General features: G+C 40.8%; 19 protein-coding genes. 1 reads left to right on the top strand and 18 read right to left on the bottom strand.

What is annotated here, in order from left to right; genetic code table 11:
* Window positions 1-7 precede the first annotated feature (7 nt).
* The 16 genes from ABDV71_RS16370 to ABDV71_RS16295 all read right to left on the bottom strand — a co-directional run bounded on the left by ABDV71_RS16370 (window position 8) and on the right by ABDV71_RS16295 (window position 23,003).
* On the bottom strand, window positions 8-772 hold the full coding sequence (locus ABDV71_RS16370; RefSeq protein ID WP_343534438.1) for an SDR family oxidoreductase: 765 nt from the start codon (window positions 770-772) through the stop codon (window positions 8-10).
* Between the two features lie 63 nt (window positions 773-835).
* Window positions 836-2,470: an altronate dehydratase family protein gene (locus ABDV71_RS16365; protein WP_343534437.1), complete on the bottom strand. Its 1,635-nt coding sequence runs from the start codon at window positions 2,468-2,470 to the stop codon at window positions 836-838.
* On the bottom strand, window positions 2,471-3,766 hold the full coding sequence (gene fucP, locus ABDV71_RS16360; RefSeq protein WP_343534435.1) for an L-fucose:H+ symporter permease: 1,296 nt from the start codon (window positions 3,764-3,766) through the stop codon (window positions 2,471-2,473). It lies immediately after the preceding gene.
* Between the two features lie 243 nt (window positions 3,767-4,009).
* Complete coding sequence (locus ABDV71_RS16355; RefSeq protein WP_343534433.1) at window positions 4,010-5,080, bottom strand: heparin lyase I family protein; 1,071 nt, start codon at window positions 5,078-5,080, stop codon at window positions 4,010-4,012.
* A 486-nt stretch (window positions 5,081-5,566) separates the two neighbouring features.
* Window positions 5,567-6,697 (bottom strand): glycoside hydrolase family 88 protein, encoded by a 1,131-nt coding sequence (locus tag ABDV71_RS16350; protein WP_343534431.1) that lies wholly within the window; start codon window positions 6,695-6,697, stop codon window positions 5,567-5,569.
* A 5-nt stretch (window positions 6,698-6,702) separates the two neighbouring features.
* Window positions 6,703-7,053 carry a cupin domain-containing protein gene (locus ABDV71_RS16345; RefSeq protein WP_343534429.1) on the bottom strand — a complete coding sequence of 117 codons (351 nt, stop codon included), beginning with the start codon at window positions 7,051-7,053 and terminating at the stop codon, window positions 6,703-6,705.
* A gap of 32 nt (window positions 7,054-7,085) precedes the next feature.
* Window positions 7,086-7,931: a prolyl oligopeptidase family serine peptidase gene (locus tag ABDV71_RS16340; RefSeq protein WP_343534427.1), complete on the bottom strand. Its 846-nt coding sequence runs from the start codon at window positions 7,929-7,931 to the stop codon at window positions 7,086-7,088.
* A gap of 7 nt (window positions 7,932-7,938) precedes the next feature.
* The gene (locus ABDV71_RS16335; protein WP_343534425.1) at window positions 7,939-9,468 is read right to left on the bottom strand and encodes a DUF4955 domain-containing protein; all 1,530 of its coding nucleotides are present in this window, start codon (window positions 9,466-9,468) and stop codon (window positions 7,939-7,941) included.
* Between the two features lie 27 nt (window positions 9,469-9,495).
* Window positions 9,496-10,929 (bottom strand): alpha-L-fucosidase, encoded by a 1,434-nt coding sequence (locus ABDV71_RS16330; RefSeq protein WP_343534423.1) that lies wholly within the window; start codon window positions 10,927-10,929, stop codon window positions 9,496-9,498.
* A gap of 25 nt (window positions 10,930-10,954) precedes the next feature.
* A complete protein-coding gene (locus ABDV71_RS16325) occupies window positions 10,955-12,448 on the bottom strand; it encodes a polysaccharide lyase 6 family protein (protein ID WP_343534421.1) in 1,494 nt (497 codons plus the stop codon).
* 9 nt (window positions 12,449-12,457) lie between these two features.
* Complete coding sequence (locus ABDV71_RS16320; protein WP_343534419.1) at window positions 12,458-13,852, bottom strand: polysaccharide lyase 6 family protein; 1,395 nt, start codon at window positions 13,850-13,852, stop codon at window positions 12,458-12,460.
* A 28-nt stretch (window positions 13,853-13,880) separates the two neighbouring features.
* The gene (locus ABDV71_RS16315) at window positions 13,881-15,065 is read right to left on the bottom strand and encodes a glycoside hydrolase family 88 protein (protein ID WP_343534416.1); all 1,185 of its coding nucleotides are present in this window, start codon (window positions 15,063-15,065) and stop codon (window positions 13,881-13,883) included.
* 15 nt (window positions 15,066-15,080) lie between these two features.
* Window positions 15,081-16,952 (bottom strand): alpha-L-fucosidase, encoded by a 1,872-nt coding sequence (locus ABDV71_RS16310; RefSeq protein WP_343534415.1) that lies wholly within the window; start codon window positions 16,950-16,952, stop codon window positions 15,081-15,083.
* Window positions 16,953-16,969: 17 nt separating this feature from the next.
* Window positions 16,970-18,130, bottom strand: coding sequence for an alginate lyase family protein (locus ABDV71_RS16305; RefSeq protein WP_343534531.1), 1,161 nt, complete (start codon window positions 18,128-18,130; stop codon window positions 16,970-16,972).
* A 2-nt stretch (window positions 18,131-18,132) separates the two neighbouring features.
* Entirely contained in the window at window positions 18,133-20,277 is a 2,145-nt protein-coding gene (locus ABDV71_RS16300) for a TIM-barrel domain-containing protein (protein ID WP_343534414.1), read from the bottom strand.
* Window positions 20,278-20,447: 170 nt separating this feature from the next.
* Window positions 20,448-23,003, bottom strand: coding sequence for a glycoside hydrolase family 95 protein (locus ABDV71_RS16295; RefSeq protein WP_343534413.1), 2,556 nt, complete (start codon window positions 23,001-23,003; stop codon window positions 20,448-20,450).
* Window positions 23,004-23,233: 230 nt separating this feature from the next.
* Here ABDV71_RS16295 and ABDV71_RS16290 point away from each other — a divergent pair, with 230 nt between their 5' ends.
* On the top strand, window positions 23,234-24,112 hold the full coding sequence (locus tag ABDV71_RS16290) for a helix-turn-helix transcriptional regulator (protein ID WP_343534412.1): 879 nt from the start codon (window positions 23,234-23,236) through the stop codon (window positions 24,110-24,112).
* 89 nt (window positions 24,113-24,201) lie between these two features.
* Here the strand turns inward: ABDV71_RS16290 and ABDV71_RS16285 are convergent, their stop codons facing one another.
* Together ABDV71_RS16285 and ABDV71_RS16280 are read right to left on the bottom strand one after the other, a co-directional pair.
* Window positions 24,202-24,990, bottom strand: coding sequence for a hypothetical protein (locus tag ABDV71_RS16285; protein WP_343534411.1), 789 nt, complete (start codon window positions 24,988-24,990; stop codon window positions 24,202-24,204).
* 46 nt (window positions 24,991-25,036) lie between these two features.
* Window positions 25,037-26,602, bottom strand: coding sequence for a RagB/SusD family nutrient uptake outer membrane protein (locus tag ABDV71_RS16280; protein WP_343534410.1), 1,566 nt, complete (start codon window positions 26,600-26,602; stop codon window positions 25,037-25,039).
* Window positions 26,603-26,606: the final 4 nt, after the last annotated feature.

Below are 26,606 nucleotides of genomic sequence, written 5' to 3'. Positions count from 1 at the left end.
AGAGATTTTAATTATTTAAAGTGGTAAAACCGCCATCTATCGGGTAATCACAGCCAGTAATAAATGCGGCTTCGTTACTACATAGATACAATGCTAATGTAGCAACTTCCTCGGGTAAACCCATACGGCCTATCGGTTGTGTTTTCGATAATTTATCGAACATTTCGTCAATTTGTTCAGGATAGTTTTTCTGCAAAAAGCCATCTACAAAAGGCGTATGTACGCGTGCAGGTGAAATGGAGTTACACCTGATATGGTCTGCCAGATAATCTTTTGCAATGCTCATGGTCATTGCTTTTACCGCACCTTTGGCCGTGCTGTAGGCAAACCTATCGGGAATACCCACCAAAGCTGCAATGGATGCCATGTTTAAAATTGCCCCACCGCCTGCAGCCTTCATTTTAGGGATTGCCGCAAATAAGCAATTATAAACTCCTTTTACATTGACGTTAATGACCCTGTCAAAATCTTCCTCGGAAGTGGTATCGGCTTTACCCACATGGGCAATTCCGGCATTATTTACCAGTATATGAAGGTTTCCAATTTTATCGAACACTTTTTGCACCTGCGCATGATCGGCCACGTTACAGGCATGTACCTCAACACTACCACCAAGCGCTTTAATTTCATTTGCTGCTTCTTGTGCTACTTCAGTGGTCAGTTCAATAATATGAACTTCTGCACCCTGCTTAGCAAACAACTGTGCTATTGCTTTTCCAATGCCACTACCGCCACCTGTAATTACGGCTTTTTTATTTTTTAAGGATAACATTTCTTTATTAATTTCTTGGTTGTTTAGTTGTTTGGTTATTGGGCATTGGTTATTGACTATTTTTTAAAGACTAACTCCTCTTTTCCAAGGGATAAAATCATCTTGGTTTAATTGTACCGCTTTTGGAATTTCCTTACCGCTGGCTACGGCTATACAATATTCCAAAATATCTTCGCCCATTTCGGCGATGGTTTTACGACCTTCGATCACAGCTCCGGTATCTATGTCAATGATATCGGCCATTCTGGTTGCCAAACTGGTATTGGTAGCTACTTTTATGGTAGGACAAACTGGATTTCCGGTTGGTGTTCCCAGGCCGGTGGTGAATAATATTAAGGTAGCACCCGCAGCTGCCTTACCTGTGGTAGCCTCCACATCGTTGCCAGGGGTACATACCAAACTAAGCCCTGCTTTGGTGGCGGGTTCAGTGTAATCAAGCACATCGACAATCGGCGAAGTACCCGCTTTTTTGGCGGCGCCCGCAGATTTTATAGCATCGGTAATTAATCCATCTGCTATATTTCCCGGTGAAGGGTTCATGTAAAAACCAGACCCAACTTTATGCGCCAAATCATCGTATTCGGTCATTAACCTGATAAATTTTCTTGCGGTGTCTTCATCCGGCATTCTGTCTATCAGCTCCTGCTCTACTCCACACAGTTCAGGGAACTCGGCAGCCAATACTTTTGCTCCCAAGGCCACCAGTAGATCAGCGCAATGCCCTACCGCTGGGTTGGCTGAAATACCGCTAAAGCCATCGCTACCACCACACTTCACCCCTACACACAATTTGCTCAAAGGTGCTGGTTTTCTTTCAATTTGATTGATTTCTATTAAACCTTTAAAAGTTTCCCTGATGGTTGTTTTTAAAAGTTCCTCTTCGTTCATCAACTGTTGTTGGCCTAAAAATATCAAAGGCTTCTTAAAGTTGGGGTTTAAGGCCAATAAATCTGTTTTAAGCTGGGTTGCTCTTAAGTGCTCGCAGCCTAAACTAAGTACCGTAACACCCGCTACGTTAGGATGGTTGGCATAGGACGCCAGCAATTTACTCAAAGTATTGGCATCTTGACGGGTGCCTCCACAGCCTCCTGTATGGTTTAGGAACTTAATCCCATCTACATTTTTAAAGGGCCTTTCTAATTTTGATGTGGGCTGCAGGTCTATTCCATGCAAATCGCCACCATTTTGATAGGCCTGTAGCAATGCATGGGTATAATTTTTATATTTATCGTCTACCGCATAGCCCAGCTCCTTATAAAGCGTTTCTTTAATGATATCAAGATTACGGTTTTCGCAAAAGACCGTGGGGATGAACAGCCAATAATTGGCTGTCCCCACAGTTCCATCTTCTCGATGGTAACCCAAAAAACTAATGTTTTTATATTTACTTACATCTGGTGCTTCCCATTTGTAATCTGATTTTCTGTAATGATATGGATCTGCTGCATGTTTGGTGTTTTCTACCGTCATTCGGATACCAGCCCTTAGCTCGTGCTGTACCTTACCTACCAGCACACCGTACATAAACACTTCTTCGCCCTCATACATATCATTGATAAAGAATTTATGTTTGGCAGGAATATCCTCGAGTAGCGTATAATGCATTCCTTGATAGTTCAATTCTGTGCCTTGTGCTAAATCGACCAATGCAACGAGCACATTGTCCTTATCATCAATTTTTAAAACCTTAGTACTCATCTATTTATTAAATGATGGCTTATAGCCTTTATATGCAAAATACAATACCACTAGCAAGCAAACTAAGGGTACTGAATAACCGTATTGGATGTTATGTGTAATGTCGGCAATGTAGCCTAGCCCCAAAGGGATAACGGCACCACCTACAATTGACATGATAATTAAACTTGATGCTGTTTTGGTGTCCTCACCCAGATCTTTAATCCCAAGGGCAAAAATGGTAGGAAACATAATGGAAATAAAGAAGCCAATACCTAACAAACAATAGATGGTATACAAGCCACTACCAAAAATGGCAACTATGGTAAGCGTCATCGCTAACAAGGCATATATAGCTAGTAACTTCGGTGCTTCAATAAATCTCATAAAAATGGTCCCTACAATACGTCCGATCATAAACAGCGCACCATAAACCACAAGATAATCGCTGGAGGAATGGTGATCTAAACCTGCTGCTTTTTCGGCATATACCAAGAAGAAACTACTGAAACAAATTTGCGCACCTACGTAAAAAAACTGCGCAACAATTGCCCAACGGGTATGCTTGATCTTAAAAATCTCTAAAATGGACTTTTCTTTTACTGATGAGCTTTGCTCCTTGATTTCGGGCAGTTTAAGAAAGATAAATATCACAGCAACTGCTAAAATAATAAGCCCTAATACCATGAAAGGTGCTTTCACGCTGTTCGATGCTTCTTCAATAAACTTTGCCTTGGTTGCTACATCCATTTGCTGGATGCTTTCCTTAGTTACTTCGGTGTTGGTTAAAATCGTGTATTTGCCAATGATTGGGGCTATTGCTGCTGCTATGCCATTGAATGATTGCGCTAAATTTAATCTGAATGAAGAGGTTTGCGGTGGCCCCAAAACCGTAACATAGGGATTGGCGGCAGTTTCTAAAAAGGCCAAACCACTTGCCACGATAAATAAAGCTCCCAAAAAATAAAAATACTGATGGGTATTGGCTGCAGGGATAAACAAAAAGGCACCGCATGCAAATAAAAGTAGGCCAAATACTATTCCTGCTTTGTAACCCCATTTTTTCATCATCATACCAGCGGGTATGGCCATTAAAAAGTAAGCGATAAATACGGAAAAGTCGACCAGTGAAGACTCTAAGTTATTGAGGGTAAATGTTTTTTTTAAATGAGCGATTAAAGTGGGATCGATGTTATGTACCAAACCCCAAAAAAAGAAAAGACTGGTAATGAGTATGAGCGGGAAAAGGTATTGCTTTCGGGAAATTGCGGTCGTGGAAATTTCTTGTTCCATAGGAGCATGGTCACTTAGGTTCATGTAAAGTTTTAAATTTGGTTCAAAGCAAATTAACTACAAAAAAACTGTTAAAAGACATCTCCGATTGTCAATTTATTAAGCTATTTTGGCTATTATTCACAACTATTTTGGCTAAAACAGCCAAAACGGTTAATTTTTCATATCTATCTGTGATTGAAATAAGTAGGTTAATTAAGAACTCATTTAGATGGCTGGCGCAAAAAATAGCCAGCTTCAAAAATGAGCTGGCTATGGTTAAAATGCTTAATTAACGGCAACTACAACTGATGACACGCTATCGTTGAAACTGATATCAGTCAAACAATCTTCGTCAGCGGTAAGCGTTACTGATGCACCTCCAAAACTATCGTTTTTATATAAGGTAATTTTTAATCCAGCAGGCACTTTTACAGCGGAAGCATCGTCATTGATAAAGCCTAAAGCTTCAAGTTGAGATTTTGTGTAGGAACCAACAGCAAGGGAAGCACTCCAACCACCATAGTTGCAATTCTGATAAAGGGTAACTGCCGATGGAGCCGGAGCACCTGAAGGAGCAGCCTCTGCATATGTGGTCGCAATTCTGATACGTTTAACAAAGTGAGTAGCTTGCGATTCGTCGCCACCATATACCCCCCATTTAGGATCGCAATAGTCGCTATCCAAAGTTCTGCAATAATAACGCTGGCTTCCATTGCTCAATGTTTGCTTAACGCCGTTATACCATAGTTCAACATAACCTGTTGAAGCACTATACGAAGCATTGATACGCATGGTAAAATCTAACCAAGTGCTTGTAGTTAGCGGCGTAGACCACAATACAAAAGCGGTATGGGCTGCATCAAAATACTGTAATTCTATGTTTCCATCTTTGGTTCTGAGCATTAAAGGGTGATTGGCCAATGCGCCTGCTGTTGGATAGGCTTTCCATTGCCAAATGGCATCAGTTTTAAGGGTAGTTGGCATATATATCTTGCTTTTCCAACCTACATAAAATGATGTTCCTTCGGGAGCACTAAAACCTACAGATCCATGTCCTTCGGCACGATGGCTACCGGCTGGCTTAAGGAATTTCCACACTGGTGTTCCTGTTTCATCGTTTACTACGGTAACTGTACCACTTTGCTCTACATTAATGTCTTTCCATACTGCCGCGCTACCTAGAGAGGCATCTCCATTATGTAAAACGGACTGAATGGTTGTACCATTAGAAGTGTTTTTTGAGAAAGGCGCATTTTTCTCTTCTGGGGCATCGCTTTGCGTTTCACCGTTTTTTTTACAGCCACTTTGAAGCATAGCAAGGGCTACAACAATTGCAAGAATGTTGATTTTTTTCATGATTACTGGTTTTAAGTATTTGGTTATTTAATTAATTGAATAGATTAATTGCTTTTCAACAGACTTACGGTTCTATCGGCATTACAAAAAGGTTATTCTATTTCCAACAATCTGTTATGAAAAGTAAGGGAGGCGGCTATATTCGGTAGGAAAGTACATGGGGTTTGTACATCACCCCAGAGTATTTAGTATTTAACGTGAGTTAGGGTTAAGAAAAGATTTTACACGCATCATCATCAATATTTTATGTCAAAAAAAAATTCTACTACTATTTATTTTTCTGTCGCTTCGCGGACAAACTTTTTTCCTATAGATGAAAAAAGTATGCAAAAAAATCCACGGCTGCGCCCTGTTCTATTTAAGTAATAAGTAAGGCCAATTTGTGCATCCCGAACAGGCCAAGGCCGATTTTAGTAGAACGAAGAGGCTTTGCTAAGGCTGGAGATAATGAAATTAAAAAACTCTATCCCCAACTCACGTTATTTATTATTGCAAAAATGCGGCGGCAGTCCACAATACAGGTGCCTGTCCATGCATATCGCCAGTTATGCGTTTGCGGTCGAGATAATATTGTAAATCATTTTTCTTATTGGTGCCCTCGCATACATCACTTATCTCGGCGTTGGCATCAATTTTTGATACCAAGGCCAGCCAAGCTTTACGCGCAGCGGGCGCATATGTTTTTTGGGGAAGCCAACCATTTTTTACCCCAGTTACCATGGCGTAGGCAAACATGCCCGTACCTGAGCTTTCTTCCCAAGAAGCTGGCACGTCTACTAACTGGCGCCACATGCCCGACTCCGTCTGATATTTAAGCAAGGAAGCCATCATGGTTTGGTAGCCCTTCATAATTCGAGCTCGCTCTGGGTGATTTTTGGGAAGGGAGGTTAATATTTCTGTCATCCCTGCGGCCATCCATCCGTTTCCTCGTCCCCAAAAGAAAGGCACATCTGGTGCGTGATAAAACAAGCCGTTTGTTTTTTGTAACGAATCGAGGTATACCACCATTTCTTTGGCTGCTCGATCAAGGTATTTTTTCTCTCCTGTAGCTCGATAGGCCTGTGTTTGCAAAGCGTTGATCATAAACATATCATCAATCCACATTCGAGTTTGCCAGGTAAGCCCCTTGCTATAAAACACATGAGATTCGGGCACTACCCGTTTGCCTTCTGGTGGTCCCCATTGTTTGTCAGCTATGCTTTGGCCCATTTCTAGATACCTCTTTTCCTTGGTCTGCTTATAAAGCTCTAATGGTACGGCCCCAAATACGCAATAGTCTACGTGATCTGGTACAGGTATCATCGATGCCTTTTCCCCAAAAAATGGTTCAAAACGTTTGGCCAGTTGCAATAGCAGTTCTTTATTATTGCTTTCTTTAGCAAACTTTAATGCGCCATACCATGCACAGGTTTCGGCATAGGTAATTACCTTAGGTGGTGTTGGCCTTCCAAAATTTGTATGTGGCGTTACTACAAAACGATCGGCTACTCGTTTACCTATCTCGGCTGGTGAGGTACCTTTTGGCCAGCTTTCAAATTCTTTTATGGCTTTCTGTGCCTGTGCGGATACGCTTGTTCCTATTAACAGCAGCATCCATAAACCAATATTTTTCTTCATATTTTTTAAATACTTGATGTTGGTAAAAAATCTTCTCTATAAGGACTAAAAACGTCGATTAGCATTCCTGGTTCCAAACAAACACAACCATGCATTTCATGAGGAGGCACATAATAACCATCACCTTTTTTTATGACTTTTTTCTCATTGCCAATGGTCATTTCGAAAATGCCGCTTTCTACATAGGTAACCTGGGTATGGTAATGCTCATGCAGTTGTCCAACGGCACCAGCTTCAAATTTTACCTTTACCAGCATTACGTTTTCGCCATAGCCGTAGCATTGTCTTTTGATGCCGTTTCCTAAATCTTCCCAGGGTATTTCGGCATCGATCTGAAATAAATCTCCTTGTAGCATATTGTTGATTTTGATTAAATTGTTAAAGGTTTCTATTGTTTAGTATTGACGGGTTTGAGCGCTGAAACACTATTTTCATAAATGAAATCAGCAATTTTAGCCGGCTGTTCTATTGGAAAATGGTGACCTTCTAAAGTTTGCTTGCCCAATGTCATTGGGATAATGGTTGCCGGGCCTCCTTTTAAAATATAATTTTGCACGAGCAGGAGTGTATTTTCGGCAATAGGCACAATGCCATCATTTAAACCAATGACATGCAGTATGGGCACTTTGAATGAAGCGAGACGATCCAAATTATCTTTGGGCTGGTCATGGTATTGAAGTGCCTGTTCTTCTGTAAAACCATATACCTCGAGTAATTTCTTCCAATCTGCTGCTGACCCTTTACTGGTTCCCTTACCTCCCGGCCAGCTTTTAAAATCGCAAACAGGGGCTTCGGCATAAATACAACTCACTTTATCAGGATGTCGCTTTGCCCAACCATACACGTATAATCCACCGCGACTGATTCCTTCCAATGCTACCTTCGGTGCAAATCCTTTCTTTGAGATGAGGTATTGATAAAACTCGTCCCATATGTTTAAGGCTTTGGTATGGCCATAAAGATCATTGGTATTGATATAGGCTACATGGAAACCTCTTTCCAGCAAGATGCTATCAGGCTGCACATGCCAATCGGGAAAATAAGCTTTCCAAACCCATGGCTTACCAGGCAAAGGCCTTTTAGGAGAGATGATCCATGCGCTATAACCGTTGAACTTAAATTCACTTTTTTGGAAATGGCGCCACTTGCTTTCTTTTTCTTCGGTTAATTGATGTTGGGCCATCACCGGAAAAACAAAACAGCCATAAAGCAGGAGGAGATAAAAGCGTTTCATAAATAAGTTATTTAGCCGTATTTTTTCCTGTTAAGCGTAAAGTGAGCTGTGCCTCGAATAATGATTTTGGCAATACTTGTTTACCTTGATCTTGATTGATTCCAACATTTTCGAAGCTTACCTTATGATCCGACTGAAAACCTACCAAGATAGGTTGTGCAATGGTGTAGTTTCGTCGCTTATTAAGATCCCAAAAGTTATAGTGCTGATCTTTTGCTGATTGATGCTGAAAATTCCATAGTACCAAATGCTTGCCATGGTGCGGGTGACCAGGCTCTGGGCCGCCCAGATTATAAAAAACACCGCCCTTAATGTCATCGTACAAAGTGGCAAATGGTTGACCGGAATGTATATCGATGTTTTGATCGCTACCTAAAGTACATTGCGTAATTACCGTACCTACTGCGCTATAACCTGTTCCAGCACCGTGATGCTGTGCATTGTTGAAATTGCAGTTTTTAATCAATACCCCATACCCGGTACGGGCATGAACTGAGGCATGACCTTTTTTCCCCTTAAAGTTTACGTTGAGTACGCTTACCTGATAACCTGAACGGATATAAAGCCCTTCGTTCCAATCGCGAAATTCGCAGTTTCTTACCCAACTGTTTTTTACGTACTCCATTCCCACTGCTTCCCAGGCATAATCATGGATGGCATTTTTATGGTGTACAAAATCCTCACCATAGGTTTTCCAGTTGCTGGTAAATAAAATATCTTCTACGCCGCATTCTTCAATGTAGTTATAGGCTGCCAATTCAAACGCTGCGCTTTTTACAATCCTTAAATCAAAGTGCAAAGGGTTTTTAAATTTCACCCTATTTCCTTCTATCTTTTCGATGGTATGAATTTCGTTGATGAGCATTCCGCCTTTATCGCCAAATAATCTCGACCACTCTGGTTTTAACTGTAGCGGTGCAAAATAGATTTTGGTAAATTCTTCACTTTTATGACGTATCACCACGTCCTGCCCCACTTTTAGAGCCGAAACATCTGCCACTTCTACCCAAAAGCTTTCTCTATCGGCATCTTTGGTAATGGTGGTTAGCTTTTTTGCGCTTAAATCAGTTGGTTTAAACTGAATTTGGCGACCATTGATGCGCATTTTGTCTTGATAAATCTCTGTTCCTCCTGAGCCGCTACCACTGCCTTTTAAAATGATATTACTTTTAGAAATGCGTATGTATTTGGTACTGTCTGTATCGGCAGCAATTAAAAATTTCCCCGATGGAAAAAATACCACTCCCCCTTCTTTGCTTTTTTCTGCCGCATTAATGGCTCGTTGGATGGCTTCATCATCGTATTCAGCATCATTAGGCTTTGCGCCATAATCAACTACGTTAAATACCTTTTTGCCCGAAACCTCTGGAATTGGCTTTTCGGAGAAATGATAGCCTGCAAAAGAAAAATCTGGAAGTATTGGCGTCTTTCCCGCTTGCTTGGCTTCTACAAAATCAGTCCACAATGGCGAAACTTTTTGGGCAAATGTGGTACTGCACAATGCCAATATTGACATGGTTAAAAACAATTTTTTCATAAAATCTTTAATGGCTTCTAAGCTGTTTTAATCTATCGCTCCTGTTTTCATTTTGCTGGTAGGTTTTAAGGAATTCCCCTTTATTTCGCCTTTTACTTCTAATTTAATGACGGTAGCAATGGGATCTATTGCTTGCGCCGGAACGGCTATCGTTACCACATCGCCTTGGGCTTGAGTTTTTAATTTTGTTCCATTACTTAGCAATGTGGCGGCAATTACCGGATGTGAGAATTGAGGGATGGTCAGTTTTCCATCTTTTGGCCAATCAAATACAGAAAGATATAGGTTGGTTTTACCATTTTCGGCCTTTTTTGTGATACGGCCCCATGATACCGCCGGTAATGGGTTTGCGGTAGTGGCATAAATTGCTTCATGGTTAACTTTCATCCAGCTTCCGATTTCCTTTAAACGGTCTATACTTTCTTGCGGGAAAGAACCATCAGGTTTTGGCCCCACATTAAGCAGGTAATTTCCTCCTTTCGAAGCGATGTCGATAAGGTTACGGATCAATGTTGAGGCTGGTTTCCATTTGTGGTCAGATACACGATAGCCCCAAGTACCGTTCATGGTCATACAGGTTTCCCAATATTGTCCATCCAATTCGCTCTGGTCTGGTATTTTCTGCTCGGGAGTTTTGGTATCTCCTGGAAAATTTGGTCGCTTCAACCTATCATTGGTAATAATTGCAGGTTGTTTCTTAAGTACTTCTTGAAGCTTTAATGCCGCTTCATCGGTCATATTGGTTGGCGTATCCCACCAAAGCACTGCGATATCACCATAATTGGTCATCAATTCTTTTAGTTGTGGTACGGCTACATCATCAATATATTGATCAAATGTTTTTGTTTCCTGCACAGGATCCCATTTGCCTTTATGTGCCGCAGTATAGTTATCAATATTGGTACTATCTGGATTAGGCCAGCCTTCCCGCATTAATTTACGAGCTACCGAACCTCCCGCATTGCCCCAGTCTTGTGCTTGCGAATAGTAAAATCCTAATTTTATACCATACTTTTTACATGCTTCGGCCAAAGGCTTTAACAAATCTTTTCCATAGGGCGTGGCATCGGTAATGTCCCATTTGCTGGCTTTTGAATTAAACAGGGCAAAACCATCATGGTGCTTGGCAGTAATTACCAGATATTTCATGCCTGCATCTTTGGCCATTTTCACCCATGCATCGGCATCATATTTAACAGGGTTAAACTGCTTGGCGATTTCTTTATATTCGGCTACCGGAACTTTCATCCTATTCATGATCCATTCGGCACCTCCCCTCGCTTGCTCATGGCCTTTATACTGTCCGGCCATTTGCGCATATACTCCGAAGTGGATAAACATGCCAAAACGCGCTTCGGTCCACCATTTCATTCTTTCTTCTTTGCTAAGGGCTTGTTGCGCTTTGGCTAAAGGGCTAAGGAGCATTAATACCAATAATAATTTGCTTACTTTTTTTAACATGATGGTTGATCTGATAGTGAAATGATTAGTTTTTAATGATTATTGCGGCACCAAGCGCCATACGTGAAGGACCAATGTCAGTGGCTTTCAATAAAGACCGATGAAGTTCATCCAAGGCATTAGCACCTACATTATTAGATTGAAAAAAACTGTATGTTCCCTTAAAACCGCCAAAAGCTGGGCTGCCCGTGGCCGGGGAATAGGTATTTAGTTCTCCCAAATTAAGCTTTGGGTCGGTTAAAGTTATTCCAGTTGGGAGTGCTAAGGTTTGTCCGCTTCCCATACCGTAGGCTAAATTTCCTTCGTAGAAAAAATTCTGTGGTGGGTCCGTGTAAGCGATAGCAATGCCACCTTTTGACTGGATCAAGTTATTGGCAATGGTACAATCGGCCGGGGGAACAGTACGACCATTGCCGCCTTTGCCAGCACCTATGTCAAAGGCTTGGGCGCAGTTCACTATAGTATTTCCCACAATTTTTGCATTTTTCACCTGAAAATAGCCGCTTGGTTCTGAGTTGGGTACGCCATCTAAAACCGAAATGGCACAGGTTTGGCCTGTAGTAGCAACGCCTTGCAGATAATTGTTATAAACCAAATGGCTTTCGCCGATAATACGTATGCCACCTGCATCTTTCATATCGTTCCCGATGAAATAATTGCCATAAATTTCGCTTCCGTTACCATGGCGAAGTGATAAGGTACCACGGCTTTCAAAAAATAGATTATTGCGAATGGTGTTTTTGCTCATTTTATTAGAGACAATCTCTGTTTCGCCACTGCAATGCTCAAATATGTTTTGCTCGATGATTACCATTGCTTCGCTGAGGTAATAATCTGAAGTGCCCACCCGGATAGTTTCACCTCCATTGTTTCCCAAATCGGCTCGAGGGCCAAAATAATTATGATCTATGCGATGGCTAATGGCCGTTGTTGAACCCCATAGCACTACGGTTGGCCCTTGATGGGCCTTTCCTTTAAGGTAGCAATGATCCATTCTGTTATTTTTACCATTCATGGATACCCATCTGTAATCGATGGTTGGATCGGTTGGGCTATAGTCGATAATGGTGGTATTGGTCAAGCGGCAGTTTCTGGATGCCGAAGTAAAATCAACGACGTTGAGCTTGGAAACTCCTAAATCTCCATTGCTAAAACTAAGTCCATCCACCACAAGCCATTGACCATCGATAGCAATTGAAGAAGCACCTTTAAGTTTAACATCACCTGCCTTTTCTGCAATTAACACAATGGGTTGTTGAGCTGTACCAGTACCTTTAAAGATTAGCCGTTGATTATTCCAATCGCCCGATTTCATCATCACTGTATCGCCAGCATTTAACGTCAGTGCAGTAAGTTCTGTCGCTGATGAAATGATTTTGCAAGATTTACATAAGGGTTTAACCGTTATAGGCGGTACAATAGGTGTGGGCTCTTCGGGTGAGCTTGCTGTTTTTTTGCAACCAGCAAATAAAAAGCCCAATGCCAATAGCAATATCCCTAAATTTTGTTTTGTCTTCATTGCTAAAATCTATTTGCTGGATAGGACGATTTTGTGGGCCATCCATTTTGGGCCAATATCTTGATGTTTCAAAATCGACAATTGGGACTCATTCAACTTTACGCCTACATCCTTTTGGTTGATGAAAGAAAAAGTACCCTTAAATGCGCCTTTTACCGGGCTCGAGGCTTCTGGTTGCCAAATCAGCTTATTCTTTTTAAGCTTGGCATCAATCACTTTAAAACCTTTTGGAAGTGCAATATCTGTTGTTTTATCAACGTTGACTAAATTCCCGTCGAAAGTTACTTCTGAGGCCGGATCTACCATCGTTACTGTATTAGCTGAATTGCTTACCAAGTTGTTCGCTATGACTACTCTTTGTGGTGGTAAAATACGTTCGGCATTTTTTCCGGCTCCAAGTGAAAAGGCTTCTTTACAATCCACAATGGTATTGGCTACCACCGTAGCATCCTTAACCTGCCAATGACTTACCAGTTGAGGGTTTGGCAAACCATCCATCACCGAAATTGCTGCCCTTAAGCCTGTGCCTGTTAGGCCTTGCAAATAGTTGTTGTACACCTGATGGTGCTCGCCAATAATTCTGATCCCACCTGTGTTTTTAATGTTGTTACCGATAAAGATATTTCCGAAAACCTGATTATAATTTCCATGGCGTAAGGTCAAGGTGCCTACGCTTTCGTAAAAAAGGTTATTGGAAATGGTATTGCGACAAGACTTCACCGAAACAATCTCGGTTTCGCCATTGCATTGGGCAAAAATGTTCGATTCTACTTTGGTAAACGAATCGTACATTGACCAAGTGCTGGTTCCTATACGAATGGTTTCACCTCCATTGCCATCAATATCTGGTCGTGGTCCAAAATAATTATGATCTATTTGATGATGATTAGGCTTGTCCGAAAGCCATACTACTAACGTAGGCCCAAGATTGGTCTTCCCTTCAAAATAACAATGGTCTACCCTATTACGGCTACCGTAAAGCGAAACATAGGTATATTCTTTGGCCTTTTCGCTAGGGTTAAAGTTTACCACCGCGGAGTTGGTTAAACGACAATCAGACGATTTTTCAGTAAAAAGGATAACATCTTCGCCATTGGTTGCACCATTTGTAAAGTTCAAACCCTCCACCACTAACCAAGTGCCGTCTATCTGAATGGATGATTTGCCTATCAAATTTACCAGCAAAGCATTTTCAGCGCTTAATACGATAGGATTTTTACTCGTACCATTCCCCTTAAAGATCAGTTGTTGGTCCTGCCAGTTACCATTTTTCAGCATCACCTTGTCGCCTGGTTTTAGCATTAACTTGGCAAGCTCGGCAGCCGAACCAATGGAATAATTTTTGGCAAAGCCTTGAAATGCCAAGAAAATTAAACAGCAAGTTGAAAAAAGGTTAAATCTCATATTCGGTTAGTGGTTAGTTATTTATGGTTTATTTCAGGTTTTTCTTTCTTAACAATGCCTCTAGGTAATAATAATCGGCATAGTTTAAAGGGGCATCTACTTCAAAATTGCCAGGTTTAGAACCCGTACTATGCAATAAAATAAAGCCAAAAGAAGAGCCTGCTGGTGCTGTATATTTTGTAGACAACGATTCAAGAATTTGATCCGCTTTTTTACGATAGTCTTTTCTGGCTTTGCTATAAGTATTTAACTCATATAAAGCGGATGAAATTAACGCTGCAGCAGAGGCATCTCTCGGCTCATTAGGAATTCCCAGTGCATCAAAATCATAATATGGCACTAGATCTTTAGGCATATTGGGGTGATTTAAGATAAATTTTGCCACATTTTCTGCTTGTGCCAAGTAACGCGGATTTTTGGTATAGCGGTAACACATGGTGTAACCATATAGAGCCCAAGCTTGTCCTCGTGACCATGCCGATTCGTGACTGTAGCCTTGGTGTGTGTTCTTTTTAAGCACCGCTCCTGTTTGTGGATCATAATCAATCACATGATAAGAGCTATAATCGGCACGGAAATGGTTTTTCATGGTGGTGTTGGCATGGCTCACCGCAATTTTGTAAAACGATGAATCGCCGGTAAGCTTAGTGGCTTCGAACAAAAGTTCCAGGTTCATCATATTGTCGATGATCACTGGGTTTACCCATTTATCGCGACTATGATCCCATGACAGGATGACGCCGGTTTTAGGATTAAAGCGTGTAGACAATGTTTTTGCAGCAGTAACTAATACGTCACGATAATGAGGATCATGGGTTAAACGGTAACCATTTCCTACACTACAATAAACCTTAAAGCCCATATCGTGCGTTGTTCCATTGTTTTTTTCCTGCTCCACATCAGCCGTGAACTTTTTCGCAGCGGCTTTCCAGTGCTCAGTCCCGTAAAATTCATCTAAATACCATAAAACCCCTGGAAAAAATCCGCTTGTCCAATCTCTGGACGCTACCAGCTTGAGGTGTCCATCTTCAATGGTTCGTGGCGAAAAGAGTTGAGGTTTTTTAGGGTCTTTTGCCTTTTCTACCTCTTTTAAAAGGAGGTCTGTTTGGGTTGCTGCATGCTGGAATGCCTTTTTAACATCTACTTTCTGTGCAAAAGAAGGTATCTGCAATCCTAATAAAACAACGGTTACGGCTAGGTGTCTAATCTTCATCTGTAAATTTTATGATTAATTTATGGGAATCAACTGAACCTCTAAGAGCTTCATCAATTCACTTTTTAAAATGGTATTGGGGTTAATTTCTATTCGGTGCAAACCTTTTGCTAATGGTATTTCGCCGATCACTTGTGTCACTACCTTCGTATCGCCAATCAGTACTTCCTGCTTAAAATCCTGTTGGTCAATTTTAAAATGATAGCTGCCCCCGCTTTCTTTACCTGCTAGGTACTTTATCTCAATTTTAAACTTTTGTGCTGAGCTTGTTCTGAAGACCCAGTTTACCGATTGTTCCTTTTTCTCCCATCCTTCTACATAAAAACGGTCTGTTTTCCCATCTCCAAATTTAAACCCTTTGCTTAAGTTGGCATCAAAAGCCAACAAGCGAGTTAAAGGTATATTAGTTGCTACATAAGGTACATGATCCGTTCTAACGGGTTCGTATAACAGCAATGTAATGACGGTGTTGGCTGTATCTGGAGCTTGTTTTGGTACGTGGATATAGAAATCGCCATCCCCAATGTTCTGAATGAGCAGGTTTGATTTTTTAGGGTCCGCAAGTAGGTAAGCCTTATTAATTTTCGACTTTATACCTCCAACATATAATTTTCCATCTTTAGGCCAATTAAAAACATGCAAGTACACTTTATTAGCATTTTGGGTAGTTACCCCCCAATTTTGTAAAGGCAGTGGCGTTTTATTTGTTTTGTAAATGCTTTCTGCATTTTTAGCAATCCATTTTTCTATGCCAGCTAATATTTGCAGATCCTTGGTATCAAAAGCACCATCTCCTTTTGGCCCAATATTCATCAACAAGTTTCCGTTTCTAGAAGCCGCTTTAGCCAAAAGCTGAATAAAAAAACCTGGCGATTTATGTGAATGATCATACTTGCTGTAACCATATGATTCATTAGTGGTTGGAATAGCTTCCCAATCACCATCTACCGGATAAAATTCAGCAGGCCTATCTGCTGTATTCTTATAGTCACCGAAATTGGCATTGGCACTTCTTACCAATCTTCCATTCACCACCACATTAGGGTCTGTTTCTCTGATGGCTTTCAAAATTCGAATGTTTTCTGAAAGCGGTAGCTTTTGTGGGGTATCAAACCATAAGATATCTGGATGGTATTTTGTAAGCAGTTCCTTAATTTGCGGAATAGCTTTTTCATCCACATATTTAACTGCTTTGGGCAGCAATTCTGGATGTTCGACATACCAGTTTACGCCGCCATATAAGCCCAAATCACCACCCGGATTTTTGTACTCCCAGTCATTCCCCGGTGCATCCGGATGCTCCCAATCAAAGGCATGGGAATAGTAAAAACCAAACTTCATTCCATGTTTTTTAGCCGCTGCAGCTAACTCGGCTATGGGATCTCTTTTAAATGGTGTTTGCTTGCTGATATCGAAATTACCCACATTTGATGGGTACATGGCAAAACCGTCGTGGTGCTTTGCTGTAATGATAAAATAGTTCATTCCTGCTTTTTGAGCATCTACGATCCATTGATCAGCATTAAAAAGTACAGGATTAAATTGGTGGGCAATATCTAAATAATCTTTTCTGGCAATTTTTTCCTTGCGCATCAAATGCTCCGCATAGCCTCCTACTTTTTTGCCTTTCCATTCACCTGCTGGTAAAGAATAAATACCCCAATGGATAAACATTCCGAATTTGGCATCTCTCCACCATTGAATGCGCTGTTCATGTGTTTTCATGGAAGCGGTCCACCAACTATTAACCGCTTGGTCAATGGCTTTTTGATCACGCTCTTTTGATTGGTTGAACATTTCCTTATCCTCGTCGCCCGCTACCTGACCAAAGGCCAAGCTGCTAACCGACAAGCATAATAAACAGGTAAGTATTTTTTTGAATTTCATTGCTTATTGTCAGTTAACTATAGCCAAATTAATGGGTTACGAATAGGTAGATTTCTAATCACTTCTTCAACCTTTGGTTCATGCTCCAATGTTTTCCAAGTGTTTAACCAGTTGTTATTTTGATAGGCATTGGCACCCATTAGCAAAAAAGGTTGTGCTACTGGCCAATTTTCCCAATACATTACATCTTTTGGGTAAGGCCATTTAGCTTTATCGGCCACAAAAGGATAAAGAAATGCAATGCCCTTCTTGATCGATTTTCCGTCAGCGGTTTCGTAATTCCATAAATTATCGTCCTTTACCGATAAAATTTGACAAATCATGCTCATGGCATCGAGGTTAAAGATGGAGTACCCATAAGGCTTGGTACGAGCCAGTTCTAAAGGGAAGCTCCCATCAACCGCCATTTGATTAGGGAGTAATACATTTTTATAACGATCGCGACAAAAGTCAAGTAGCTTTTTGTTCGCCGTTAATTTGGCAAAGGAAGCTACCTGCATTACCCAACAGGTACCGTGATTATTTTTTGCATTCAATTCGTCTTTACCATATTGATGGGTAGTTAACCAGTTCAAATAATCGGCAAACCATTGCTTTAAATCTTTAAGTGTAGAAGCCTGGATAGCTGACTGCATAACTAAAATGCCCTGAGCTACTTCCATTAAATGGATCGTATCGATAATTCCGATACCGCGTCCCGTAAATCTACCCTGTATGGCTTGGGCGTATAACAAATTGGGATTCATAAGGGTTGCAGTATCGCAAAACCAAGCTTTTAAATGTACCAACGCTCCTTCTACATATTTTTTCTCGCCCGTTAGTTTATAGGCTGATGCCAATGCGCCCACAATACGACTGAACCTGATCATGGCCAATCGGTGAGCAACAAAAATTTCGGGATTGGTAAGACCATCTTTTTGAATATATGGGCCTGATGGATTTTGGGGATCTGGCCACCAATAATCGCCTTCGGAAAAAAAATCGTGCTTACCGCCTGCACTTCTGGGCGAACTTTGTGCGGTTACCGTAACGGGCTGTTGTTTCAATGCCCAAGCGGCCTCTTTTAGAATCTGCTTTCGCAATACTTTAGCGGCTTCGTTGTTATACGATTGTGCCAAAGCAGTGGTTGAAATACCCAATATAAAAAGGAATAAACTATATCTAAGCCAACGTCGCATCATTATTTAGTCATTAAGGTCCAAGTAATTTTTCCTAAGGTATTAGGTTTATTTTTTTCGGGAGCCGAAATGGTTCCTTTTATTCCATTAGCAGTGCGTTGCACATTGATTTGTCGCCAACTGTATTGGCCTTTCTCATAATTGAAAGTTTCACCATCATCATCATACAAAAGATATTGACCAGGTTTTTCTCCATAATAACGAATTTCAAGGTCAATTTTCTCACCCGATTTTGGTGCATGGAGCATGGCTGGCATCATCGGAATAATTCCGCCATCTTTTACATAAACAGGAATTTTGTCTAAACCTGGAGTAACGGTAATTACCGTGCCTTCTCCAGCAAATTCGCCCGTATAAAAGTCGTACCATTTACCTTTTGGCAACACTACTTTTCGGGTAACCTGCCCGGCAAACATTGGCGCTACCAAAAGATATTCGCCCGCCATATATTGGTCTTTAATTTCCTTGGAAACGGCTTCGGCATAAGGATTCTCTTCAAGGTTTAAATTGGTTTTTTCTTTTTTAACCTCCTGATTAAATCCGTCTTCCAAGTTCATTGCCCTAAATGGCGGTGTGCCTTCAAAATGATATTTTGCAAACTCGGTATACCAATAAGGCATCATTTGCATACGCAGCAGTGCGAACGATTTCACCTGTTTTTCTACTTCAGGATAGCTCCATGGTTTAGTCCCGCTAGACCAGGCATTGATCATGGCCATGGGCGAAAATACATTTGATTGAAATCTTCTTAACCATTCTTCGCCCGTTTTTGAGGCACGTACTTCGGGCGTCCACAGCACCCCAGCAAAACCACTATTAATTAATGCGGTGATAAAATCTTCGTGATTGTAATAGTCGTTATAAAGCACGTATGGAAACGAGGTCCCTCCTCCATTAGAAGCTCTTACCAAACCAAATGTCCGTTGATTACGTTTTTTAAAAATCTCCGCAGTGTACCGCTGCATTAACAATCCATAGGTTTGTCGCATTTGCTCGGCACTTAAACCCGATGGGAAAGTAGCTACATCCGGCCACAAGTAGTGGTCGTAACCATCAACTTCATCTATTTTATAGCCACTTACGCCTATTTCTATCTGATTTTGCTGCAATTGCGAGAAAAACAGTTCTCTTGCTTTTGGTAGGGTTAAATCTGGAACCACACCCAACCATACCGTGTGTGAGCTTGTCAAAGGCAAAATCTCTTTGTAAAACGGTGCGTCTGGAGATACATAAGGATTGATCCATAAATTAAATCTAATGCCTTTACTCCGCATATCCGTCACGAATTTTTGAGGGTCTGGAAAGCGGCCCATATCCCAAGTAAATGTTCCTGGATAGGCTTTGCTTTGCCAACCAGGTTCTAAGCCTACAAAATCAAGTGGATAACCTTTTTCGTTAAAGGTGTCTATTTCTTTCTCTACCTCGGCAGCGGTAAACCTGGTCATTACCCTTTGGGTAAAACCTAGACCCCATTTTGGAGGGAGGTAACCACCACCATTAAAAAGGTTGTATCTTTTAATGGCATCGAGAGGTTTTGGCCCGGCAAATACATAAATTTCTACGCCACCAGCTGGTACCTGAAATTCTACGGCATCGGAATACGGCCTCGAAGCCCATGTTTTATCTGTATTTCTATCTTTTGGTGTAGGAAAATTCTCGCTGTCTTTTCTAACGCCAGTTCCCGCCCATACTTTAAGGTATCTTGCCGTATTGATAAACACACCATAGCCATTTGACGAGATATAAAAAGGTGTTGGCGCATGGGTACGTCCATTATCTTTGCCTCCGTAATGGTCTACATGCAACTCAAGGATTTTACCTCTTTGATGTACCGTTTGAAAATTAAGTCCGAAACCATAAAGCTGTTCATTTTTTTCGAGCGGAAAGCGCAATTGGGTTTTCCCATCACGTAAAGAAGCTACAATATTTTGTTGAACAAAGGGGAAATTAGCTTTCCCAAGCTTGCTTAAGGCTTCTATATTGGGCGAAGTTCCCGCTGCCTTTAAAAGATCATAAGCTTCGGGAGTACCTACTACACCTTTCCATACACCGGGCATTACTTCAGACCAGCTAATATTTTGCGAGTTGGCCTTAAAAAAAAGCGACAATAACAGTGCAATACCTAGTAGTATTCGAGCAGCTTTCATGGTTTAAATATTCGGTTAAAATTTGAGGGTTTGTTTCTCCCTTATTGCAAATAAGTAATAAATAATGAGGTTTTATTCTGTCTATTTACCTCATTATTCAGCAATTTTGCCATTGGGCTGGGCAGTTTAATCTAATGTTTGTTTATTCAATTGATTTTTAAACCAACACCTTACTGTACAGGCACTATGGTATAACTTTTACCCTTCTCCGTTTTAAAACTAATGGTGTAACCATTGTCAGCTTTGATAGGTTGAAGTTTTGCAGTTACGTTTTTTTGGTAAGGTGGTTTTTCTAAATTCTGCATTAAGGGATTTATGGCGACAGTATTGTTTCTGTCCCCTGCGGCTTCTAACACTCGTACTTGAATGGGTGTTCTTAAACGACAGTTGCCGCCTATTAACGATTTGATTTTAGCTTGGGTAAGCTTTCCTTTTTCCCAATTGATTGCCACTTCGAAATTCCCCCTAGCTTTGATGCCTTTAATGGAGCCAGTAGACCAAGCATCTGGTAAAGCAGGCAAAAGGCTGATTTCACCTTCATGGCTTTGCAACAACATTTCTGTCATGCCCGCTGTACCTCCAAAATTACCATCAATCTGAAACGGTGGATGGGCATCAAAAAGGTTGGGATAAGTACCACCACCACTCATTTGCCCGCGACCTTTTGTAGGGTCGATATAGTTGAAAGCAGTATTTAGGATATTATAAGCATGGTTTCCATCTTTCATCCTGGCCCACCAATTTATTTTCCATGCCATAGACCAACCTGTGCTAATATCGCCTCGATGAATAAGCGTTTGCTCTGCAGCAGCGGCCAATTCAGGGGTTTGCTGTACCGATATCTGGTTCCCAGGAAATAGACCAAACAGATGCGAAATATGACGATGCGTATCTTTTGGATCATCCCAATCGCCATACCATTCCTGCAATTGCCCGTACTGGCCAATATGATAGGGATATAATTTATTTTTAGCAGCTTCGAGTTTAGCACTAAAAGCGGCATCGGTATTTAATATTTTGGAGGCTTTAATGCATGCGGTAAACAGTTCACGGATAATCGCCATATCCATAGTACTTGCCAAGCTCAACTGATATTCTTTACCTTTTATTTTTATGGTATTTTCTGGTGAAGTTGATGGATTGGTTACCAAATAACCCGTTTTTGGATCGGTAATGAGCCAGTTCAATAGAAACTGCGCTGCACCTTTCATTAATGGATAAGCTTCTTTTGATAGAAAGTTTTTATCTCCCGTAAATTGATAATGTTCCCATAAATGCGTGCTGAACCAACCACCTGCCATTGGCCATGCCGACCACCTTGGCGCACCTTTAGGGTCCCAATCATTTCCACCAGGAGGCGATGTTTTGGCCCAAAGGTCTGAGTTGTGATGAGCTGTCCATCCTTCATTAATATTGTAGTTTACCTTAGCAGTTTTTGCACCATTAACGGCCAACTCTTTCATAAAATCGAACAAAGGTTGGTGACATTCGGAAAGATTGGTGTTTTCTGCCAACCAATAGTTCATTTCGGTATTGATGTTGGTCGTATAATTACTGCCCCAAGGCGGAATCACTTTATCATTCCAAATGCCCTGCAAATTGGTAGGTCTAGAACCTGGACGTGAGCTGGCAATCATCAGATAGCGACCAAACTGATAATATAATACCTGCAATTGGTGGTCGCCTCCATTTTCCTTGAATTTTAAAAGGCGCTCATTGGTTGGTTTTGTCGAAAAATCATTTTTGCTGCTCAATTGAAAAGAAACCCGGTTAAATAAGCTTTGATAATCGCTGATATGGGTATTTTTAATTTGTTCGAACGATTTTGCAAATGCTAATTGCATTTTGGCTTTGGCTTCAATGGCTGGGTCCTTGCCCTCAAAACCTGGAGACTTATCAAAACCGTTGAAACTAGTAGCTTCCGACAGATAAAGCGTCACCGCATTGGCGTCTTTAATGGTCAATTGCTCGCCATTTGCCTTCACACTGCCTCCATCAAGCTTAACTTTTACGTGTATTTCAAAGTTCATTCCCTCTCCATTCTCATTGTCATCATATGCCACCTGAAAGGGTTCATAATCTCTATTTGCCACATGTTTAGGTGCTTTGCCCTTTAACAGGAGATAGTCATTGGCTACAGTAGTAGTTTTATAACGCAACAAGCTCGATAGGCCAACCGAAAAATTAAGCGCTCCTTTTTGGTCGGCGGTTAAATGTACAACCATGATCTTATCGGGATAGCTTACCAAAGTTGTTCTGGTATAGTTTACATCCCCTACTTTATAACGTACCGAAGCTACTCCGTTGTTAAGATTTAGATCGCGATAATAGGTACTTGCTATCGTGTCTCTCATCTCGTAGGTAATGGCTAAATCGCCTAATGGTAAATACCTAGCCGAATAAGGCCCTTGCATTTTGCGCCAAAGCGTAGTAGCCTTGGTATAATCGCCTTCAAATATCGCTTTGCGTACTTGTGGAAGTATGGTTGGTCCATCGGGATTATTGCCTGAAGCTGGATAGCCCGACCAAAGCGTATTATCGTTAAGCTGATACCGCTCCTTTTTGATTCCGCCAAATACCATGGCCCCAGTTTTACCATTGCCCAAGGGCAGCGCTTCTTCCCAAGCTTTGGCTGGTTGGTTATACCATAGTTTTAAAGATGGATTCTCTTGTGCATTGCTTGCAAAGGAGCAATAAAATAGAGCTAAAAGTAGTAGGCGTTTCATCAATAAGGTTTAAAAAATTATAGCAATCAAGAAACTGTTCATTTGGTTATCAATCAGGGAAATTATTGGATGTTGGCAGATTTATATCCGTTTACCCTAATACAAAGAAAGGAATAATCTTTTCTGGATAGTATTTAAGATTACCGAAATATTCAACAAAATTGGCATTATAACGCAACTATATATTATTTTACAGTATATTTATTTGACCAAATATAATTACTAACCAGATGAAACCGCAACTATTAAAAGTCTCGACGGGACCCGCCCAATCCTTTAGTGTGAGGAGAGATGTTGTACCTTACATGAACAACAAATGGCATTATCATCCTGAAATAGAACTGATCCATCTCAAGAAGGGTGTAGGCACTCAATTTATTGGTGACAGTATCAAAAGTTTCAAGTCTGGCGATGTGATTTTAGTAGGTGCGCACCTTGCCCACTACTGGAGGTTTGACGACATTTATTTCAGTGAACAATCAAAAACCACTGCAGATGTGAGAGTAGCGCATTTTAGCGAGAATTTTTGGGGCGACCAATTCCTGAACTTGCCAGAAAACAAAGCTATTAAAACCTTGCTTGAAAACAGTAAAAGAGGTTTGCAGATCAATGGAAAGGTTAAAATACAGGTTTCGGAGTTATTAGAGCAAATGCTCGTTGCCGAAGGCACCCAACGAATTCTATTATTGCTAGAGGCCCTTACCTTAATTGCCAACTGCAACCAAACTGTAAAATTGTCGTCCATAGGGTTTAAGCAAGACTACGACGAAACTGAGAATAATAGAATAAATGCTATTTACGATTATACCCTTGAGAATTTTAGGAGAAAGATACATTTGGAAGAAATTTCCAATGTGGCGGTAATCAGCCCTAATTCTTTTTGCAGGTATTTTAAATCTAAGACGAAAAAAACCTATTCCCGATTTGTTACTGAAATTAGGGTTGGGCATGCCTGCAAGTTGTTAATGGAAAACAAGCTCAATATGAAACAGCTATGCTACGAAAGTGGATTCAACAACCTTGCTAGTTTTCACAAATATTTTAAGGTAACCACGGGAAAAAGTCCAATGAACTATCAGAAGGAATTTATTTCAGGGGCTAACCAATAATATGCCTCGCTAACGCGATATCATTTAATAAAAAAAAGCGGTGATCTTCAATTGAAGATCACCGCTTTTTTTATCTCTCCTAGCGGTAATTACAAAGAAGAAGGCAGAGAAGGTGCCACAGATGCTCCAAAAACGTGTACAATACCATTTGTTGCAATATATCCTGCGCTTCTAGCATTGGTTCTATTATTGTGTACAATAGGTGCCAAATCACTATTATTCAATATCCTTAAATAGAAATTACCATTCTCATCAAAGCCTTTACCGGCATTTGCGTAGCCCAACATTGTTGAGGTTGACAAAGTTGCACCTGCGGGTAAAATTGATTTAATGGTTTTATTATTTGGGCCCAAGTTATCGAAATTATGTCTCCCCTGTCCAATCAGATATAAGAAATAGTTTTTTACATCTTGTTTAGGATAATCGCTCCATTTGGTTGCAGGTCTCGTGATAGGCTGTCCAGTTGTAGGGTTAATGCCCGTAACAATTGGAAAATCGAACCATAAGCCGGCAGTTGGAATATTACTGGTTGTGGTCACTACTCCTGCCGTTGTTTTGGTTGGCAACACCCTCACTCCGTCATTATGTAAGAAAAGAAATGTACGATCTGCTTTTTCATATTCTGCCAAATCAATTTCTGCATACTCAAGGCCCTGTTTCATATACTTAAAAACAGTATCATCCGGCAAGCCTGTTGGCTTGCTCCTATTTTCCAGAAATTCTCGTGCAGAAATACCAATATGCGGATCAAGCGTTTTCTTTACATAATCATAATCTGTTTGGCGGTCCAACCCAAATAACTTTTTACAGCCACTTTGAGTAAAAGCTACTAGCAGAAGTACAATTGCCGGCAGCAGGCTATTTTTTAAAGTTTTCATATCAATTTTATATTATATCAAGTTTGATCATTAAAAATTACATCTATTACTCGCCGTAACCTGGATTTTGCACCAACTTTTTATTAGAGTTCATTACCGCCCTACTTATTGGCCACAGAGAACGTCTTACATCTGCAAATCCAATTAAATCGGCACTTCCATTTCTTGTTTGACGATCAATAAGTACGGGATCCATCACTTCTTTAACTTTATTGGTTCTTACCAAATCGAACCAACGCTTACCTTCTCCAATGAGTTCATACTGGCGTTCCTCAAGAATTGCGTTTTCCATAGCGGCTTGCGTGCTCACTTTAGGATCCGTTGCCAAATATTCTGGTATGGTAGCTCTTTTTCTAATATAGTTTAAATATTTAAGTGCATTTGGCAAATCACCGCTACCATTCAGAGCTTCCGCATAAAGCAAGTACATATCTGATAATCTGTACATCACAAGGTATACTGGAGCTTGTTGATTGTAAAACTGGTTAAGTGCTGTTGTAGAGGTTGCCGCCGTTGGATTGACAGGACTTGCATAATATTTCACGAAACGATCTCTGTTGTTATTGGCCGGATTAGCTACGGTATATAAATCCAAGGTTTGCTTTGGTCTAATATCCGTATTAGGGCGAACGGTTTGGGCATGCGGCAAGAAATACCTGTTGTACAGTAATGGATCAACCTGAAAAGTTTTGTTATTCTGTGTAAAAGATGTAACGTTACAAGCACATCCGTTAGCTACAAAATCCCAGTGGATCGACCAAATGGTTTCTGTGCTTGTAGCAGGTGCAGTAAATATACTTTTCCAAGTAGCGGTAGGCTCCAAATTTACTTCAGATACGCCAGCATAGGCAACACCTTTTGTAGACCTGGCTTTGAAAAGATTTTTAATCCAAATGATAGCGTTAGGATAATCTTTTTTCCACATGTAAACATCAGCCAATGCCGCACATACCGCACCCTCATTAAGGGTGTACACCGTAGGCGTTTGGTTCTTCACCATCAGGTCATATGCGGTTATTAGGTCTTTGATAACTACTTCATCTAAAATTTTAGCTGCCGATTCGCGGGGGCGCTGTGCATCTACTTGCACATCTTCATAAGGTTCTAGCCAAATAGGTGCATTGCCCCAAACCCTTACTATGTAAAAATAACAAATGGCACGCATGGCATAAGATTGTGCCAAATTTGCGTTTACAACGGCCTGAGTTACGTTTTGATCTAGCGCCATTACCCCCGGAATATATTTGATATTGCTATTTGCTCTTGCAATAACGGTATAAAGCCTAGACCAATCCGTATAAATATTATCAGGAGTAATTGCATTCATTGCAACTTCCGTAACATGGGTGGTTGTATAGTTCAGGAATCTATCGAAATTATCAGATCTAAATTCTCCCCAATAGTGATAGCGATCTAAGTACTGGCCCTCACCCACCATGGTTTGTTGAAAGGATGAATACATACCGGCGGTCGCCGCATCTATATCCACCTTAGATTTATAGAAATCAGTGATTTTAACTTCTGATACAGGTTTTTCATCAAGGAATTTTTTACAGCTGCTTATGGTTACACATAGTGTAATGATGCAAGTATATTTTAATAATTTTATCATAGCT

This window comes from Pedobacter sp., assembly GCF_039594775.1.
In the GTDB taxonomy this organism is placed as follows: domain Bacteria; phylum Bacteroidota; class Bacteroidia; order Sphingobacteriales; family Sphingobacteriaceae; genus Pedobacter.
The sequence above is the reverse complement of the archived record's forward strand: the minus strand, read 5'-3'. Positions and strand labels throughout refer to the sequence as shown.